This is a genomic window from Erythrobacter sp. A6_0 (assembly GCF_017744235.1).
Lineage (GTDB): Bacteria > Pseudomonadota > Alphaproteobacteria > Sphingomonadales > Sphingomonadaceae > Qipengyuania.
Genome location: NZ_JAGHQR010000001.1, coordinates 308841 through 324914, shown reverse-complemented (window position 1 = coordinate 324914; position 16074 = coordinate 308841). Strand labels below are relative to the sequence as shown.

The window sequence follows — 16074 nt, the reverse complement described above, 5'->3', positions numbered from 1 at the left end:
ACAGGCCCGAAAGTTCGGTAGGTTTCCGATAGCATAGCATGATGCCGACGCAACACCGGGCCTGATTGCGCGATCCGGGCGCTTCGCACAATGGCTGTGGCGGGAACGCAACTGTGGCGGGCAGGATCCAGGGCAAGCACCGGACTTGTCAAGCGCGCGAGCCGACCGTACCGGGCCCGGAATGAAATCAGCGCGCACTGCATCGCAGGATCCCATCGGCTGGTGCGCGCTGCTGGCAATCGCATTCCTGGCCCTGTGCTGCGTGCGGCTGACAATCCCCGGCATCGCCTATTTCGACGAGGTCCATTACGTCCCCGCCCTGCGCGAGTGGCTGTCGCTCGGCGAGTTCACCAATCGCGAACATCCGCCTTTCGCCAAGCAATTGCTGGCCTTGAGCGTCCTGGTTTTCGGCGACACTCCCCTGGGCTGGCGCGCCCTTCCGGTGGTGGCCGGTGCGGCCGCACTGTTCGCTTCCATGCGCGCGTTGTGGTTCGCCACGCTGAGCCGGTTCGCCACGCTCGCCTATGGCGTCCTGCTCGCGACCGGTTTCCTGCTGTTCGTGAATGCGCGCATCGCGATGCTCGACATTTTCTATCTCGCCTTCCTCGCGCTCGCCTTCTGGCAGAGCGTAGCCGCCATGCGCGAGCCGGAGACAGGCCGCCGCCGCCTCGCAATCGCAGGCGTAATGCTGGGCCTCGCTATGGCGTCGAAATGGAACGCGCTGGTTCTCGCGCCCGTGCCCGGTCTCGTCTTCCTGGCCCTGCGCTGGGCGGCGGGGCGGCGGCGTCTGTTCCTCAGCCGTCGCGGCCTGCCGGTGCCGGGGATCACGCTGGTCGAAGCCGCATTCTGGCTCGGCCTGCTCCCGCTGATGGTATACGCCGCGACCTATCTGCCAGCCTATCTCTTCAGTGAGGGCGCAATCGGCAGCGCGGGCGCACCTGCCAACATTCTCGACCTGCACCGTACCATGCTGACAATGCAGGAAAACGTGGTGAAGCCCCATCCCTACCAATCGGTGTGGTGGCAATGGGTGCTGAACTGGCGGGCGATCTGGTATCTCTACGAACCGGTCGATGGCGCCTATCGCGGTATTCTGCTGATCGGCAATCCACTGACCATGCTGCTGGGCCTGCCCGCGCTCGTCTGGTGCCTTTGGCGCGGTCTGGCAAAGCGCGATCCCGCCGCGCTGTCGGTCGCGCTGCTCTATCTGCTCACGCTCGGCTTCTGGATCGTGGCAGCCAAGCCCATCCAGTTCTATTACCATTATCTGTTGCCGAGTATGTTCCTGCTGGCTGCGCTGGCGCTGGCGCTCGACGCGCTGTGGCAGAGCGGCAGGCGCTGGCTGGCATTGGGTCCGCTCGCGATCAGCGCGGCGCTGTTCGCCTGGTTCTACCCGATCCTGTCCGCCGCCCCGCTCGATGGGAAAATGGCGTTTCTCGAATACACCTGGCTGAAAAGCTGGCAGTAGACGCTTAGAAGCGGCCCCAGACGAAGCGGCTCGACAGGGCATAATTCCAGACCGACCCGATCCCGATCCCGACCAAAGCGGCCGCGATTTCGTGAAGTCCGCGATCGTGCAGCGTGGTCGCCACCGCGACATTCGCGAAGGCGCCGATCGAACAGGCGGCGATGAAGCTGACCCAGCCCCAGAACACTGCCTTCGATTCGGTCAGGCGCCGGTCGCGATAGGTCAGGAAATTGTTGAGCCAGAAATTGAACGTCATCGCGCCGAACGTCGCCACGGCCTGGCCGATGCTGAACTGGGTGCCCGCAGCGAGGAACAGATACAGCAGAGCCATGTGGACGACCACGCCGATCAGGCCGACCGTTCCGAACAGGGCAAACCGGGTAGGTATCACGCGTCCGAAGCTCTTATCGTAAAGCCCGGCGAGGAAATCGAACGCGATCGCGCGATCGAGCTTGCTTTCGCCGGAGCGGCGGGCGGAAAAGTTCATCGGGAAATCCTTGACGCGCAGAGCCTCTTCGCTGGTGGCGAGCAGGTCGAGCAATATCTTGAAGCCGATCGCCGACAGTTTCGGCGCGAGTTTGCGGGCAGTGGCGGTTTCGAGCAGGAAATACCCGCTCATCGGATCGCTGAGATCCACGCCCGTCAGCTTGCGGGCCAGCGTGTTGGCCACACCCGACAGCTTTTCGCGGTCCGGGCGGTTCCATTCGGCCATGCTGGCCCCTTCGGCGAAGCGGCTGGCGACGGCGACATCGGCCTCGCCCGCCTTGACCGCGGCCAGCATCGGCACGAGCAGCTTGGGATCGTGCTGGTGATCGGCGTCCATCACCGCGGCATAGGGTGCGGCGGTGGCGCAGAAACCTTCGATCGCCGCGCTCGACAGGCCGCGCCTGCCGATCCGTTCGATCACGCGAATGCGCGGGTCGGACAGAGCCAGGCGGCGCGCCTCGTCGGACGTGCCGTCGGAAGAGTGGTCGTCCACCACCACGACTTCCCAGCCCACCGGGCCGAGCGCGTCGGCGATCCGGTCCATCAGGGGCGCGAGATTGTCGCGTTCGTTGAATGTCGGCAGCACGATGGCGAGTTCGAGCGGCGCTGCCACCGACTGGCTCACTATCGTCTCTTCGGAAAGGGTCGAAGGCGTCATGTCCATGCCATGTTCGCCTAAGCCGCAATTCTCAAGATATGGTTTCCAGCGCCCTAATAACGGCATCGCAGATTGCTTCGGTCGAGGCAGTGCCACCCAGATCCGCTCCGTGCACACCGTCCTTCAGCACCTGTGCCACCGCGCGTTCCACCCGGCCCGCATCCGCCTCGCGCCCCAGCGAATGGCGCAGCAGCATGGCGAGGCTGAGGATCGCGGCGAGCGGGTTGGACTTGCCCTCACCAGCAATGTCCGGCGCGCTGCCATGGATGGGCTCATACAGGCCGAACGTGCCGTGTTCTGTCGTGCGTTCGCCGAGGGAGGCGCTGGGCAGGAGCCCGATCGAACCGACGCAGGCGCTCGCCTGATCGGACAGGATATCGCCGAACAGGTTTCCGGTCAGGATCACGTCGAACCGGCCGGGGCTCTTGACGAGCTGCATCGCGGCATTGTCGACATACATGTGGTCGAGCGTGACATCGGGATAGTCGCGCGCGACATCGATCACCGTTTCGCGCCAGATGCGGCTGGTTTCGAGCACGTTGGCCTTATCCACGCTGGTCAGGCGCTTGCGGCGCGACTGCGCGGCACGGAAACCAGTATGGGCGATGCGGCGCACTTCGGCTTCGTTGTAGGACATGGAATCCCACCCTTCGCGCCCGCCATCGCTGTCGCGCTCGCCCTTGGCACCGAAATAGACATCGCCGTTCAACTCGCGGACCACCAGCAGATCGATCCCGCGCGCGAGCTGCGGCTTCAGGGGCGACAGATCCTCCAGCCCCGGCCAGCCCGCCGCCGGGCGCAGATTGGCGAACAGGCCGAGTTCGGCGCGTAGGCCCAGGATCGCCTGTTCCGGGCGGTGTTCGCGCGGCAGATCGTCGCATGCCGGATCGCCGACCGCGCCGAACAGGACCGCATCGGCGGCGCGCGCCATCTCCAGCGTTTCAGGCGGAAGCGGATGGCCGTGGCGCTTATAGGCGATGCCGCCCACATCGCCTTCGAACAATACCAGGCCGGGCAGCGCCAGCGTGTCGAGCACGCGCAGCGCCGCTGCGGTCACTTCTGGGCCGATCCCGTCGCCGGGCAAAACTGCGATCTTCATGCCAAAATCCTCGCCAACCGGTCGCGCAATTGTCTGCGAGCGGCCATAACATCGGCGCGCATGTCGGCAATCAGATAGGTCGCGATCGGGCCCTCCAGCCGGTCGAGAATTTCGAGGCCCCGGCCTAGATCGGCTATCTCGGGCCGGGTCGTGGCGCTTCCGCCATAGCCCGCCTCGCGCAGCAGCAGGGTCTCGTATCCGATCAGCGCTTCGACCCAGCCGCGCGCCGACGGGGCATGGCAGACCGCGTCGAGCAGCGCGCCGAGCGCGGCGTGGAGTGCGGGATAGGGATTGCGTTCGGGCAGGGTCGCGGCCGTCACCGCACAGGCCCAGGCGATGGCGGCGGATGGCAGCGGCTCGCTCAACCACGGGCCGCGGCTGACGGAAAGTTCCAGCCGCGCGAACGGCAATTGGCTGTCCGATTTGGCGCGGATTTCCGCCGCGACGATATTGCCGGGTATCACCACCGGGCGCAGCTGGCGCCCGCGCCCGCCCGCCACATAGGCCGCGACCACGCCCGCTTCGTGCGTGAACAGTCGCGCGATCACCGCCGTCTCGCCATGCGGGCGCGCAGCGATCACGATAGCGGGAGCGGACAGGTGCATGGGCAGCCCCTAGTCCGGGGCGAAAGTCACGAAGACTTGGCTTCCAGGGCTGCGACGCGCGCGGCGAGATCGTCGGCCTGTTCGCGCGCCTTGGCGGCCATCGCCTTGACCGCGTCGAATTCCTCGCGCGTCACGAAATCCATGCCGCCGAACGCTTCGCGCGCCCGTTCGCGCGCGGTCTCGCGCGCCTCGCGGGTCATTCCGGCAAAGGTTCCGGCCGCCGAATTGGCGAGCTTGACGAAATCGGCGATCAGCGGGTTCTGGCTCTGCATGACGCCTATCTAGGCGCAGCGCGGCCCGGCTTCAATTGCCGATTCAGGTGCCGATCCGCACCCGCTCCACCGGAGCATCGGGAAGGCCGCCGTCGAGATCGGGATTGAGCTGAAGAAACTGCCAGTTCAGCACGAAGGCGAACAGCACCCAGGCGAGATAGGGCAGCAACAGAACGCCCGCCAGAACGCGGATCTTCCAGAACAGCACGATGGTGGCGATCAACGTTGCGATCACGAGGCCCAGCACCACGAGCCCGCCGGTCATCTCCTGCATTCCGAAGAAAACCGGCGTCCAGGCGAGATTGCAGAGGAAATGCACCGCGAACACGACCAGCGCGATCGTGCGTCCGCGCGCCCCCCACGCCGCGCAGATCAGCGCCAGCGACAGGCCGACCATGACGTAGAGGATCGACCACACAATCCCGAACGTGGCAGGCGGCGGATAGATCGCGGGCTTGTCTAACGTCTGGAACCACAAGGAATCCGGCCCGCCAGCCTGACCGGCGAGGAAACCCAGCAACACGATAAGCGGCACGGTAAACAGCGCCCAGCGAATGAAACTGGCGCGCAATTGTCCGCGCGAGGCAAGCATGGTCATTACGGTTCTCGTCCCCCGATACCGATTCGCGACACCGCCCGCTTGTGGCGGGTCGCGCATCGCTTGCCAATCACAGAGCGCAGATCACCGCATCAGCACCAGTTCTTCCGCCATGGTCGGGTGGATCGCAACGGTGGCGTCGAAATCGGCCTTGGTCAGCCCGGCCTTCACCGCGATCGCGGCGGCCTGCATCATTTCGGGCGCCTCGGGCGCGATCATGTGGATGCCCACGATTTTGCCGTTCTCTCCATCGCAGATCATCTTCATCAGGCTGCGTTCGTTGCGGCCTGCCAGCACGTTCTTCATCGGGCGGAAATCGCTGAGATAGACCTTCACGCTGCCGAGCTGGTTCTTCGCTTCGCCCTCGGTCATGCCGACCGCCGCGATCGGCGGATGGCTGAAGACGGCGCTGGGAATGCAGCTGTGGTCTACGGCCACCGGATCGCCCTTGCCGAAAACGGTATCGGCAAAGGCCTGGCCTTCGCGGATGGCGACAGGCGTCAGCTGAACGCGATCGGTCACGTCGCCCACCGCATAGATGTGATCGACATTGGTCTTGCTGAAGCGATCGACCTTGATTTCGCCCGAATCGCCCAGCTCGACGCCCGCATTTTCCAGGCCGAGCCCCTTGATGTTCGGCACGCGGCCGACCGCGAACATCACGAGATCGGCCTTCTCCTCGTCGCAATCCGACAATTTGACGAAATAGCCACCCTCGTCGCACGGCTTGATATATTCGAACGTGGTGTTGAAGCGGAACTTGATCCCCTTCATCGTGCTGATCTGCAACAGGCGATCGCGCACCGCCTCGTCATATTGGCGCAGCAGCACCTCGCCGCGATTGACGATGTGAACGTCGCAGCCGAACTCGTTGAAAATACCTGCGAACTCGTTGGCGATATAGCCCCCCCCCGCAATGATGATCTTCTTGGGCAATTCGTCGAGATGGAACGCCTCGTTCGAACTGATCGCGTGTTCGGCACCCTGGCATTCGGGCATGCGCGGATGCGCGCCGGTGGCGATCAGGATATGTTTGGCCGTCACGGTCTTGCCGCTGGCCAGCGTGATCTCGTGCGGGCCGGTGATCTCGGCGCGTTCCTTGAAGATCGTGACGTCGTGATTTTCGAGCGTGTCGGTATAAGCCCCCTCGATCCGGGTCACATCGTCGAGCACATTGTCCCGCAGGGTCTTCCAGTCGAACTTGCGCTCGCCGATTTCCCAGCCGAACCGCTGGCAATCTTCCAGATCCTCGGCGAAATGCGCGCCGTAGACGAGCATCTTCTTGGGCACGCAGCCACGGATCACGCAGGTTCCGCCCACCCGGTGCTCCTCCGCGATCGCAACCTTCGCACCATGCGCGGCGGATACCCGGCTGGCGCGCACGCCCCCCGATCCGGCACCGATGGTGAAAAGGTCGTAATCGTATTCGTTCGTCTCGCTGTTCGCGGCCATCGGGTGCTCCAATCGGGGGGGAGAAAGAGAATGAGCGGGCGATATGGAGGCCGCTGGCGCGATTGCCAACCGCGAGAGCCATCGAAGTTTGGCGGGAAACGGGCGGGAACCGCGCGCCGCGCTCAGCCATTGGTCGGGTATCCCCCGGGAGGGATGCTGCACCGATCACGTCCTTCCGAACGGGAGACAGCATGAAAGACCCCATTACCGATCGCGTTGTCCAGACCGCCGGGCTTCTGCCCTACCCCTGGAACCTCGTCGCCTATGCCACCATCGCGATCCTTGCCGCGCTGGCCGTGCACTGGATCGCCTTCACCATCCTGCGCCGGCTGGCGCGCCGATCGCACAGCGAATCGGACACTGTGCTGGTGCGCCGCCTCGCCCGTCCGACCCGCTATGCGCTGATCGGATTGGCGCTGGTGATGACGGCGCGCGAGATACCCGCTTTCGACACGATCTGGCAGAAGGTCGCCGGCTTCGTGATGCCGGCGCTGGTCGGCTGGATCGCGCTTTCGATCCTTCACGCGCTGGTGGAAGCGATGAAGCTGCGCGCGGACATCACCGTGGCGGACAATCTCGCCGCCAGGCGCCGCCGCACCAAGCTGACGATGCTGAACCGCATCGCCACTTTCCTGATCGTGTTCGTGACGGTGGGGCTGGTACTGCTGTCGATACCCGGCGTGCGCGATGTCGGGCTGACGCTGGTCGCCTCGGCGGGTCTCGCGGGTCTAGCGGTGGGCGCTGCGGCCCAGCCCGCGCTCAAGAACCTCATCGCGGGCGTCCAGATGGCGCTGACCGAACCGATCAATATCGACGATGTCGTCATCATCGAAGGCGAATGGGGCTGGATCGAGGATATCCGCACGACTTACGTGGTGGTGAAGATCTGGGACGAGCGGCGCCTGATCGTGCCGACCACCCATTTCCTCGAAGGCGCGTTCCAGAACTGGACCAAGAAGACCTCGCAGCTTCTCGGCACAGTGTTCCTCTATCTCGATCCCGCGACCAGGATCGGGCCGATCCGCGCGGAATTCGAACGGCAGGTGCGCGTCAATCCGCGTTGGGACCAGCGCGTACAGGTAACGCAGGTGACCGAAACCAAGCGTGACGCGATCGAGGTCCGCCTGCTGATGAGCGCGAAGGATTCGCCCACCCTGTTCGACCTGCGCTGCGATATTCGCGAAGGAATGCTGGAATTCCTGGCGGACAATCAGCCCGAAGCCTTCGCCAAGCTGCGGATCGTCTCGCCCGAGCCTGAAGAGCGGGACGCCGAAGCGCCCCGCTGAAGATCAGCCGCGCGGGGCCCCGCCGCCACCACCACCGCCACCGCTCCTGCGGCGACGATTGCGGTTTCCACCGGACTGGCCGGACCCTTGGCCCTGACCACCCGATCCGCCACTCTGGCCCGAACCCTGCGGACGGCCCTTGCGTGCCGGATGCTTGGCCTTGCGCTGCTTGGCGGCATCGCCGGTGGGCGTGACGCGCGGGCGGGCCATGCGCTGCTGCTTGGGCGCGGGCTTGGTCGGGCCGACACCTTCGACCACGGCGCGGAAATTGTCGGGCAGCGGCAGACGCTCGAATTCGGCATCGGTCGTCTTGCGGATATCCTTGAGATAACTCCGCTCGTCCTCGGCACAGAAAGCGATCGCGATCCCGTCCGCCCCGGCGCGCGCGGTGCGCCCGATGCGGTGGACATATTGTTCGGGCACGTTGGGCAGCTCGTAATTGATCACGTGGCTGACGCCGGGAATATCGATCCCGCGCGCCGCCACGTCGGTCGCGATCAGCACCGGCGTCTTGGCGCGCTTGAACTCGTCGAGCGCGCGTTCGCGCTGCGGCTGGCTCTTATTGCCGTGGATCGCATTGGCCTGGATACCGGTCTGCGCCAGCTTCTTCACCACGCGGTCGCAGCCATGCTTGGTGCGCGCGAAGATCAGCACGCGCTCGATCTTGCCCGGCACCTGATGGCGGCCCGACAGGATCAGTTCGAGCAGGCTCTGCTTCTCGTCCTGCTGGACCATGAAGAGATATTGCTCGATCCGCTCGGCGGTCGTGCTTTCCGGCGTCACGCTGACCTGGACCGGGTCCTTGCAATAGGCGCCGACCAGTTCCTTGATCTGCTTCGGCATGGTGGCGCTGAAGAACAGCGTCTGGCGCTCTTTCGGCGCGAGCTGGTGGATCTTGCGCAGCGCGTGGATGAAGCCGAGGTCCAGCATCTGGTCCGCTTCGTCCAGCACCAGCACTTCGACGCCGTTCAGATTGAACGCCTTCTGATCGATCAGGTCGAGCAGGCGGCCCGGCGTCGCGACGAGAATATCGGTGCCGCGATGCAGCTTGTTCCGGTCCTTGTTGACCGAAGTGCCGCCGACGATGGAATGGACCTTGAGGCCCGCCAGCGCGCCGTAATCCTTGGCGCTCTGGGCGATCTGCCCGGCCAGTTCGCGCGTCGGGGCGAGCACCAGCATGCGGCAGGATTTGAACGGAGTCTGCTTGTCCGCATCGCGCAGCCGATCGATGCTGGGAAGCATGAAGGCGGCGGTCTTGCCGGTGCCGGTCTGCGCGATGCCGAGCAGGTCGCGGCCCGAAAGGACGGGCGGGATCGCCTGCGCCTGAATCGGCGTCGGCGTGGTGTAACCCTTGAGGTCGAGGGCCTGGAGAACCGGCTGAGAGAGGCCGAGATCGGAAAACTGTGTCATGAAAACTCGCATGAAATGCGGCGCGCGCGGAAAATGGGCGCACGGTCGCGGGGTTTGGAAACCACCCGCGTGAAAAGGGGAGTCTGGGAATTTCCGAGGCGCGGCCGGGGCGCCGGCTATCTCGCCCTGCGCCGCTTCACGCTGGCTAGCGCGCTTCGGTGACCGCCAAGTGGGCGCGCCCGCGCCTAAAGTCAAGCACGGCTCAACTGCGCCCGCGCCATTCCGCGTTGCGCGCGGGCTCTTCCACCGCCAATCGCCGCGCAGTCACGAGGGTCTGATGGACGAACAGGACGATCATGATCGTGCCCGCAGACGCGGTAAAAATATCGAAGCCGGAAATCCGCCCGAACCAGCCCTGCCCTTCGCTGCCGAACGTCATCATCGCCAGCGTGAAGCCGATCAACAGGAAGCGCAGCTCGGTTGGCCCGGCGGCAAGGTAGGACAGTTTCATCTCGCTCAGCACCCGAACGCGCAGGAAGGCGTGGATCGAGAGTAGGAGATAGCCCGCCAGCGCGACGAGTGCCGCTTCCAGTTCGACGTAAGGCGACAGGCCGATCCCCGCGAGCACCAGCAGCGTCGCCAGTCCGTCGCAGCTATGGTCGAGGAAATAGCCGTAGCGCGGGCGTTCGATCTTGCGGAAGCGCGCCAGGCTCCCATCCGTGGAATCGCCGAACCATTGCACCGCATAGCCCGCGATGGCGAGGAACAGCCAATTTTCGCCCAGATTGCTGAGCAGATAGCCCGCGAAGACGAGCACCGCCCCCACCATGCCGAGGAAGGTCATCATGTCGGGCGTAACCCAGCCCGGCAGGCGGGCGCAGATCGCGTTCAGCAGCTTCCTCTCGCTGCGCGCCAGCACGTTTTCCTGAATCCGAACGGGCGGCGGCGCGGCGGGTGCCTGCTCGCCGGTATTGGAGCCGCTGTTTCCTTCGTCGGGTCCTTGAGTCACTCGGCCATGCCCACCTGGGCTGCCGCGATGCGCTGCAAGGCTTCGGCCACCTTGCCTTCGATCCCGAGTTCGTGAGCGGCGCGCTCGCTCCCGCCGAATTGACGCACATCGTAGCCGGTCACTTGCGCGAACACCGTCAGCGCTTCGAGATATGACCCTTCCGCGCTGGCATGGTAGTGATCGTAGCTCCACAGATCGATCGTGTCGTAATCGCGCCCGTCATAGGGGTTGGGATCGGCGATTCCCGCTGCCATCGCGGCATTCCACGCTTCGCCCACGGGTATCACCGCATCGATATCCTCGCTCGCCGCGTCGACCGCGTCCAGTTCGCGCCTTAGGTCGAGCGCCATGGTCTCCACCGGCTTTCCATACCAGTGGCCGTTCGGCTTGTAGGTCTGGTCGGCGCGGCTCCAGGTCGACATCAGATAAACGCGCACGTCGGGCTTCGCGGCAGTAAACAAAGCGGCGAGCGCGGGGGCATCGCGGCGCGTGTCGGTGGCATCGAGCGGACGTTCGGGATTCAGCGTCGAATATTGCTGCATCACCACCACGTCCCAGCCCTGATCGATCGCCTCGCGCTTTTCGTTGAGGTGGAAATCGAGCGTCGTGCCGCCGCGCAATTCGTGGTGGACCGACCATTCCATGCCCGCCTGCTCGGCGAATTTGGCGAACAGAGCGGGGATGCCGCCGACGCGATCTTCGGGCTTTTCGGCGTTCAGATCCTCGACGCTGTCGGGGCGATATCGCAGCACCGCACTGTTCGCGCCCTGCGTGAAGCTGTTGCCGATGAACAGGATGCGGTCGGGCCCATGGGCCGCGAGCGGCGCGGCGAGCGCCCCCGTGACGAAAGCCGCGACAGACAGGGCCAAACGGGCGGCGCGGTTCATTGTGCCATCCCTGCCGCGTCAAGCAGGGCTTCGGTGCTGGCGTCGAAACTTTCCCCGCCGCGCTCGATTGCCTTGGCCATGCTCTTGCCCAGCTCCACGCCGAACTGGTCGAACGGATTGATCCCCATCAACACGGCATTGGCGAAGGTGCGGTGTTCGTGGAACGCGATCAGCGCGCCCAGGCTCGCCGCGTCGAGATCGTCGGCCAGCATGGTGGCGCTCGGCCGGTCGCCGGGGAAATGGCGCGCGGGATTGTCGCCCGGATCGCCTTTCATCAAGGCGGCCCCTTGCGCGAAGCAATTCATCAGCAGGATTCGGTGATGCGCCGGGTCGAGCGCATCGCCCGGCGCGATGCTGGCGATGAAATCGACCGGGATCAGATGTGTGCCCTGATGCAGCAATTGGAACACCGCATGCTGCGCATCGGTGCCCACGCCGCCCCAGGTGATCGGCGCAGTCGGCTCGTTCACCGGTTGCATGTCGGTTGTGACCCGCTTGCCGTTCGATTCCATTTCGAGCTGCTGGAGATAGTCGGGAAACAGGCCGAACCGCTCGTCATAGGCAAAGACGGCGCGGGTCTGGCAGCCCCGGACGCGGGCGTAATACCGATCGGCGAAAGCGGCGAGGAGCGGGAGATTGGCCCGCCCTTCCTGTTCGGCGAAATGCCGGTCGACCGCCTGCGCACCTGCCAGCATCGCTTCGAAATCGTCCCATCCCACCGCGATCGCGACCGGAAAGCCGATCGAGGACCACAGCGAATAGCGCCCGCCGACGCTTTCCATGAAGGGCAGCACCCGCGTCTCGTCGACACCCCATTCGACTGCCTTTTCCGGGCTCGCCGTCAGTGCGACCACTCTGCCCGAAGGATCGGCGACGCCATTATCCTTGAGCCACGTGAGCGCGCTCTGCGCATTGGTCATGGTCTCGATGGTGGTGAAGGTCTTGCTGGCCACCGCGATCATGGTCGTCGCCGGATCGCAGGCTTCGAACGCCGCTTCCAGCGCCACGCCGTCGATATTCGAGACGACATGGACGTCCACCAGCGGGAAGTCGCGGGCCAGTGCGTCGATGGCGAGCGCGGGGCCCAGCGCGCTACCGCCGATGCCGATATGGATCAGGTGCTTCACCTCGCCCAGAGCACCCTGGTGGATCGCTTCGACCAGCATTCGCATCCGGTCGTGGAGCGCCGCGGCCTCCTCCACATCCGCATCCGCCCCGGTCCCGCGTTCCGCAGTGTGGGTTACGGCGCGGTTTTCGGTGACGTTGATCCGCTCGCCCGCCAGCAGCGCCGCCCGCCGCCCGGCGAAATCGCAAGCCTTGGCGAGATCTTCGAATGCATCGAGAAGCGCGCTGTCGAGATGCGTCTTCGACCAGTCGAACAGGATGCCGCCCGCCGATTCCTCTTTGCCCCAGCCGATCCGGCCCGACAGCATGGCGACTCGCTCCGCCCCGGCCGGTTCGTCCGCGCCCTCTCCCCCGTCGCGCTTGCTACTGAAAAGCTCGCCCAGCGTGGGGCGCGGCAGCGCTTCGATACGCGTCCAGATATCGACAGCGGCGGCATGGTCGGGTGCGGCGGACATATGCGAAAATCCTTTCGTGGCGATCCGCCTGCGCCTAGGGATCGCTGCGATGATCGACAAGCCCGAAGCCTGGCCGGAATGACAACGAGTGCCAAGCTCGAACCGTCGGATGCCCGGCGCGACGGGGACCAGGCGGACGGCCGATCCGAGAAGGACGAAAGCTGGGGGAGTTTTATCGCCTTCGTGCTCAAGCTGGTATTGGCGGTCATCCTCTTCCGCACGCTGTTGTTCGCGCCCTTCACCATCCCCAGCGAAAGCATGCTGCCTTTGCTGCGGAACGGCGATTACATCGTGGCGGCGAAATGGCCCTATGGCTATTCGCGCCTGTCGTTGCCCTTCGATGCGCCCTTCTTGAAAGGTCGCATCTTCGCGCGCCTGCCGGAACGCGGCGACGTCGTGATTTTCAAGCATCCCTATGACGAGGTAGATTACATCAAGCGGGTGATCGGCCTGCCCGGCGATATTGTGGAACTGCGCGGCGGGCGTCTGCTGCTGAATGGTGCGCCCGTGCCGCAGGACGGGGCGGCGCCGCTCGCAATTCCGCTGTCCGCGAATACGGGCTGCCACCCCGCGGCGCACGAACGGACGACGCAGGAAGGCCCGGTCTGCGACTATCCCAGCACGATCGAAACCCTACCCAACGGTCGCTCCTATCGCGTGCTCGACCTGGGCTATGGGCCGGCGGACGATTTCGGCCCCATCGCAATTCCCGATGGCCGTCTGTTCGTAATGGGCGACAACCGCGACAATTCGCAGGATAGCCGCTATGCCGCGCAACCCGGCGGCGGAGTCGGTCTGGTGCCTGCGGATCGGCTCGTGGGACGCGCGAGCATGATCCTTTTTTCCACCGATGGCAGCGCCGAATGGGTCAAACCCTGGACCTGGTTCACCGCCGCGCGGTGGGACCGCATCGGAAAAACCCTATGAGGCCACGATTATGAGCGAATTGACGCCCGAAGCGAGGCAGTGGCTGGAAGCGACCGGCTATACGGTCACCGATCAGGCCCTGTGGCAGGCCGCGCTCACCCATGGCAGCATGGGAGAAAAGCGCGATTACGAACGGCTGGAATTTCTGGGCGACCGGGTACTGGGCCTCGCCATTGCGGACTGGCTGTTCGAACGCAGCGAAGCGCCCGAAGGCAAGCTGTCCCAGCGCCTCAATGCTCTCGTCAGCCGCGCCATGTGCGCCGAGATCGCGCGCGGCATCGGCCTTGCGCCGCATGTCCGCATCTCGAAACAGGCCATGGCCGATGGCGGGCGCGACAGCGACAACATTCTGGGCGACGTAATGGAATCGCTGCTGGGCGCGCATTTCATCGAACACGGCTTTGCCGCAACGCGCGATCTCGTGCACCAATTGTGGCGGCCCGCGCTGGAAAGCGGCGCGGGCAAGGCCAAGCATCCCAAGAGCGCGCTGCAGGAATGGGCAGCGGGCAATCAACGCAAGCCGCCCGAATATGAAGTCGTCGACCGGTCGGGCCCCGATCACGCGGCGAAATTCACCGTCCGGGTCAAGGTCCACAAGGTCGGCGAGGCGCAAGGCACCGCCGGCAGCAAGGGCGAGGCGGAAAAGGCGGCGGCGAAAAAATTCATGGAGAAATACGGGTGAGCGACAATCAAATCAAAGGCGGCCAGACCAAATGCGGCGTCGTCGCCGTGATCGGCGCGCCGAATGCGGGCAAGTCCACGCTGGTGAACCAGCTGGTCGGCCAGAAAGTGGCGATCACCAGCGCCAAGGCACAGACCACGCGCGCCCGCATGATGGGCATCGCGCTGCACCCCGATACCGATCCCGACACGCAGATGATCCTCGTCGACACGCCCGGCATCTTCGCTCCCAAAAGGCGCCTCGACCGCGCAATGGTGAGCGCGGCCTGGGAAGGCGCGGAAGCGGCGGACGCGGTGCTGCTGATGGTCGATCCGATCAAGCAGCGCAGGCACGAACTGGAACCGCTGATCGAACAGATTGCCGGTCGGCCCGAACGCAAGATCCTGGTTCTGAACAAGGTGGACCGGGCGAAGAAAGAGCCGCTGCTCGCCCTGGCGCAGGAGCTGGGCGAAAAGGTAGACTTTGCCGAAATCTACTTCGTCTCCGCCCTGACGGGCGATGGCGTCGCGGAGATGAAAGCCGCCCTCGCCGCGCTGATGCCGGAAGCGCCGTGGATGTATCCCGAAGACCAGGTCAGCGATGCGAGCGAGCGCCTGCTGGCCTGCGAGATCACGCGCGAACAGCTCTACAAGCAGCTGCATGAGGAACTGCCTTATGACAGCGCAGTGCGGCCCGAGAAATATGTCGAGCGCCAGGACGGCAGCGTCGAAATCCACCAGCAGATCGTCGTCATGCGCGACAACCAGCGCGCAATCGTCCTCGGCAAGGGCGGCAGCCGCATCAAGGAAATCGGACAGGCCGCGCGCGAAGAGCTAAGCGACTTGCTGGGCCGCAAGGTCCACCTCTTCCTGCACGTGAAGACCGACGAGCGCTGGAGCGAGGACAAGGAGATGTTCGAGGAGATGGGGCTGGACTGGGTGCGGTGAAGGATTTTCCTTCACTACTCGAACGGTCACTGCGCTTGTGACGTAAACCTCGCGCTCAGGTTAGTGACATACGGCACCGCCTGTCCGCTCTGAGAGGTCATCACGCCGAAATTACCATCCTCGATCCGGGAACAGACAATTTTTTTCAGCACCTCGGCAATTTCAGGCGAGCCGTCGCATTCGGCGACGTTACCCTGATCGTCGACCGCCACGACAAGAGAAAGGTTGTACGGGCCATCGGAACCCTCAGGAAATTTGTTCAAAACAATTTCGACATCGGGAGACGTTGTAGCGTTTCTGACTTCCCTCTCGTTCTTTTGACCGTGACTGACGATTTTCAACATGGTTATCAGACGTCCGAAGGTCGGCTCGTCCTCATGATTTTTTGCCGGAACCAATTTTACCTGCTCGTAACTCGCGCAGACTTCATCGACCTTGTTTATCTCTCCGGCGAAAAGCGAGGAGGAGCACTTGTAGATCTTCCCGCTAGGATCGACCCACAGATCCACGGTGACGGCAAAGGCCGAAACGCGATCAGCGCTGGCCGATAATGGTCCTGAGGTGAGCATGTTGAGCGATCTTCGGTCGAATGAAGGCGCCGTAGTCTCTGCCAAAGATGGTGATGCAACGAATCCGAGCACACCCATCATGAGAAGAAGCATTTTTCTCCTTGGCATTTTGCGCCGCATAGCAGTGACTCCTCCCTTTCGGGGTTTTTCCGAATTCGAATCCTCAAGATTTTTAAATCGCGATTTTGAGACTGTCTACAGCGACCTTGCTCATCAGATT

General features: G+C 64.2%; 16 protein-coding genes. 5 read left to right on the top strand and 11 right to left on the bottom strand.

What is annotated here, in order from left to right; translation table 11 throughout:
• The first annotated feature begins 181 nt into the window (after positions 1-181).
• Positions 182-1468 (top strand): phospholipid carrier-dependent glycosyltransferase, encoded by a 1287-nt coding sequence (locus J7347_RS01705; protein ID WP_209160604.1) that lies wholly within the window; start codon positions 182-184, stop codon positions 1466-1468.
• Positions 1469-1472: 4 nt separating this feature from the next.
• Here J7347_RS01705 and J7347_RS01700 read toward each other — a convergent pair whose 3' ends face one another.
• The 6 genes from J7347_RS01700 to gorA all read right to left on the bottom strand — a co-directional run bounded on the left by J7347_RS01700 (position 1473) and on the right by gorA (position 6638).
• On the bottom strand, positions 1473-2612 hold the full coding sequence (locus tag J7347_RS01700) for a glycosyltransferase family 2 protein (protein ID WP_245173758.1): 1140 nt from the start codon (positions 2610-2612) through the stop codon (positions 1473-1475).
• Between the two features lie 31 nt (positions 2613-2643).
• Positions 2644-3711, bottom strand: coding sequence for a 3-isopropylmalate dehydrogenase (gene leuB / locus J7347_RS01695; protein ID WP_209160602.1), 1068 nt, complete (start codon positions 3709-3711; stop codon positions 2644-2646).
• Positions 3708-4316, bottom strand: coding sequence for a recombination protein O N-terminal domain-containing protein (locus tag J7347_RS01690; protein WP_067678739.1), 609 nt, complete (start codon positions 4314-4316; stop codon positions 3708-3710). The genes leuB and J7347_RS01690 overlap by 4 nt, the downstream gene beginning before the upstream one ends.
• Positions 4317-4342: 26 nt before the next feature.
• Positions 4343-4588: an accessory factor UbiK family protein gene (locus tag J7347_RS01685; RefSeq protein ID WP_067678742.1), complete on the bottom strand. Its 246-nt coding sequence runs from the start codon at positions 4586-4588 to the stop codon at positions 4343-4345.
• 43 nt (positions 4589-4631) lie between these two features.
• Complete coding sequence (locus tag J7347_RS01680) at positions 4632-5186, bottom strand: TspO/MBR family protein (protein WP_209160601.1); 555 nt, start codon at positions 5184-5186, stop codon at positions 4632-4634.
• 84 nt (positions 5187-5270) lie between these two features.
• A complete protein-coding gene (gorA, locus tag J7347_RS01675; RefSeq protein ID WP_209160600.1) occupies positions 5271-6638 on the bottom strand; it encodes a glutathione-disulfide reductase in 1368 nt (455 codons plus the stop codon).
• Between the two features lie 191 nt (positions 6639-6829).
• On the opposite strand from gorA, the gene J7347_RS01670 reads away from it, so the two are divergent.
• Positions 6830-7924 carry a mechanosensitive ion channel family protein gene (locus J7347_RS01670; protein WP_209160599.1) on the top strand — a complete coding sequence of 365 codons (1095 nt, stop codon included), beginning with the start codon at positions 6830-6832 and terminating at the stop codon, positions 7922-7924.
• Positions 7925-7927: 3 nt separating this feature from the next.
• Here the strand turns inward: J7347_RS01670 and J7347_RS01665 are convergent, their stop codons facing one another.
• The 4 genes from J7347_RS01665 to pgi form a co-directional block, all read right to left on the bottom strand.
• Positions 7928-9334 (bottom strand): DEAD/DEAH box helicase, encoded by a 1407-nt coding sequence (locus tag J7347_RS01665; RefSeq protein WP_209160598.1) that lies wholly within the window; start codon positions 9332-9334, stop codon positions 7928-7930.
• A 202-nt stretch (positions 9335-9536) separates the two neighbouring features.
• Positions 9537-10205 carry a CDP-alcohol phosphatidyltransferase family protein gene (locus tag J7347_RS01660; RefSeq protein WP_348521569.1) on the bottom strand — a complete coding sequence of 223 codons (669 nt, stop codon included), beginning with the start codon at positions 10203-10205 and terminating at the stop codon, positions 9537-9539.
• A 74-nt stretch (positions 10206-10279) separates the two neighbouring features.
• A complete protein-coding gene (locus J7347_RS01655; RefSeq protein ID WP_067680691.1) occupies positions 10280-11170 on the bottom strand; it encodes a DUF4886 domain-containing protein in 891 nt (296 codons plus the stop codon).
• On the bottom strand, positions 11167-12750 hold the full coding sequence (gene pgi, locus J7347_RS01650) for a glucose-6-phosphate isomerase (protein WP_067680693.1): 1584 nt from the start codon (positions 12748-12750) through the stop codon (positions 11167-11169). Before pgi ends, J7347_RS01655 begins: the two co-directional genes overlap by 4 nt.
• Before the next feature lie 78 nt (positions 12751-12828).
• Here pgi and lepB point away from each other — a divergent pair, with 78 nt between their 5' ends.
• From lepB to era, 3 genes are read left to right on the top strand one after another with little or no spacing between them, the layout of a single operon-like run.
• On the top strand, positions 12829-13677 hold the full coding sequence (lepB, locus tag J7347_RS01645; protein WP_209160597.1) for a signal peptidase I: 849 nt from the start codon (positions 12829-12831) through the stop codon (positions 13675-13677).
• Between the two features lie 10 nt (positions 13678-13687).
• On the top strand, positions 13688-14359 hold the full coding sequence (gene rnc, locus J7347_RS01640) for a ribonuclease III (RefSeq protein ID WP_209160596.1): 672 nt from the start codon (positions 13688-13690) through the stop codon (positions 14357-14359).
• On the top strand, positions 14356-15285 hold the full coding sequence (era, locus tag J7347_RS01635) for a GTPase Era (protein WP_209160595.1): 930 nt from the start codon (positions 14356-14358) through the stop codon (positions 15283-15285). Before rnc ends, era begins: the two co-directional genes overlap by 4 nt.
• A gap of 26 nt (positions 15286-15311) precedes the next feature.
• Here era and J7347_RS01630 read toward each other — a convergent pair whose 3' ends face one another.
• Complete coding sequence (locus tag J7347_RS01630; RefSeq protein WP_156502024.1) at positions 15312-15974, bottom strand: hypothetical protein; 663 nt, start codon at positions 15972-15974, stop codon at positions 15312-15314.
• Positions 15975-16074: the final 100 nt, after the last annotated feature.

Excerpts from the sequence above, each read along its gene's own strand:
- J7347_RS01705 (WP_209160604.1), top strand. The coding sequence starts at position 182 with ATGAAATCAGCGCGCACTGCATCGCAGGATCCCATCGGCTGGTGCGCG.
- J7347_RS01700 (WP_245173758.1), bottom strand. The coding sequence starts at position 2,612 with ATGACGCCTTCGACCCTTTCCGAAGAGACGATAGTGAGCCAGTCGGTG.
- leuB (WP_209160602.1), bottom strand. The coding sequence starts at position 3,711 with ATGAAGATCGCAGTTTTGCCCGGCGACGGGATCGGCCCAGAAGTGACC.
- J7347_RS01690 (WP_067678739.1), bottom strand. The coding sequence starts at position 4,316 with ATGCACCTGTCCGCTCCCGCTATCGTGATCGCTGCGCGCCCGCATGGC.
- J7347_RS01685 (WP_067678742.1), bottom strand. The coding sequence starts at position 4,588 with ATGCAGAGCCAGAACCCGCTGATCGCCGATTTCGTCAAGCTCGCCAAT.
- J7347_RS01680 (WP_209160601.1), bottom strand. The coding sequence starts at position 5,186 with ATGACCATGCTTGCCTCGCGCGGACAATTGCGCGCCAGTTTCATTCGC.
- gorA (WP_209160600.1), bottom strand. The coding sequence starts at position 6,638 with ATGGCCGCGAACAGCGAGACGAACGAATACGATTACGACCTTTTCACC.
- J7347_RS01670 (WP_209160599.1), top strand. The coding sequence starts at position 6,830 with ATGAAAGACCCCATTACCGATCGCGTTGTCCAGACCGCCGGGCTTCTG.
- J7347_RS01665 (WP_209160598.1), bottom strand. The coding sequence starts at position 9,334 with ATGACACAGTTTTCCGATCTCGGCCTCTCTCAGCCGGTTCTCCAGGCC.
- J7347_RS01655 (WP_067680691.1), bottom strand. The coding sequence starts at position 11,170 with ATGAACCGCGCCGCCCGTTTGGCCCTGTCTGTCGCGGCTTTCGTCACG.
- pgi (WP_067680693.1), bottom strand. The coding sequence starts at position 12,750 with ATGTCCGCCGCACCCGACCATGCCGCCGCTGTCGATATCTGGACGCGT.
- lepB (WP_209160597.1), top strand. The coding sequence starts at position 12,829 with ATGACAACGAGTGCCAAGCTCGAACCGTCGGATGCCCGGCGCGACGGG.
- rnc (WP_209160596.1), top strand. The coding sequence starts at position 13,688 with ATGAGCGAATTGACGCCCGAAGCGAGGCAGTGGCTGGAAGCGACCGGC.
- J7347_RS01630 (WP_156502024.1), bottom strand. The coding sequence starts at position 15,974 with ATGCGGCGCAAAATGCCAAGGAGAAAAATGCTTCTTCTCATGATGGGT.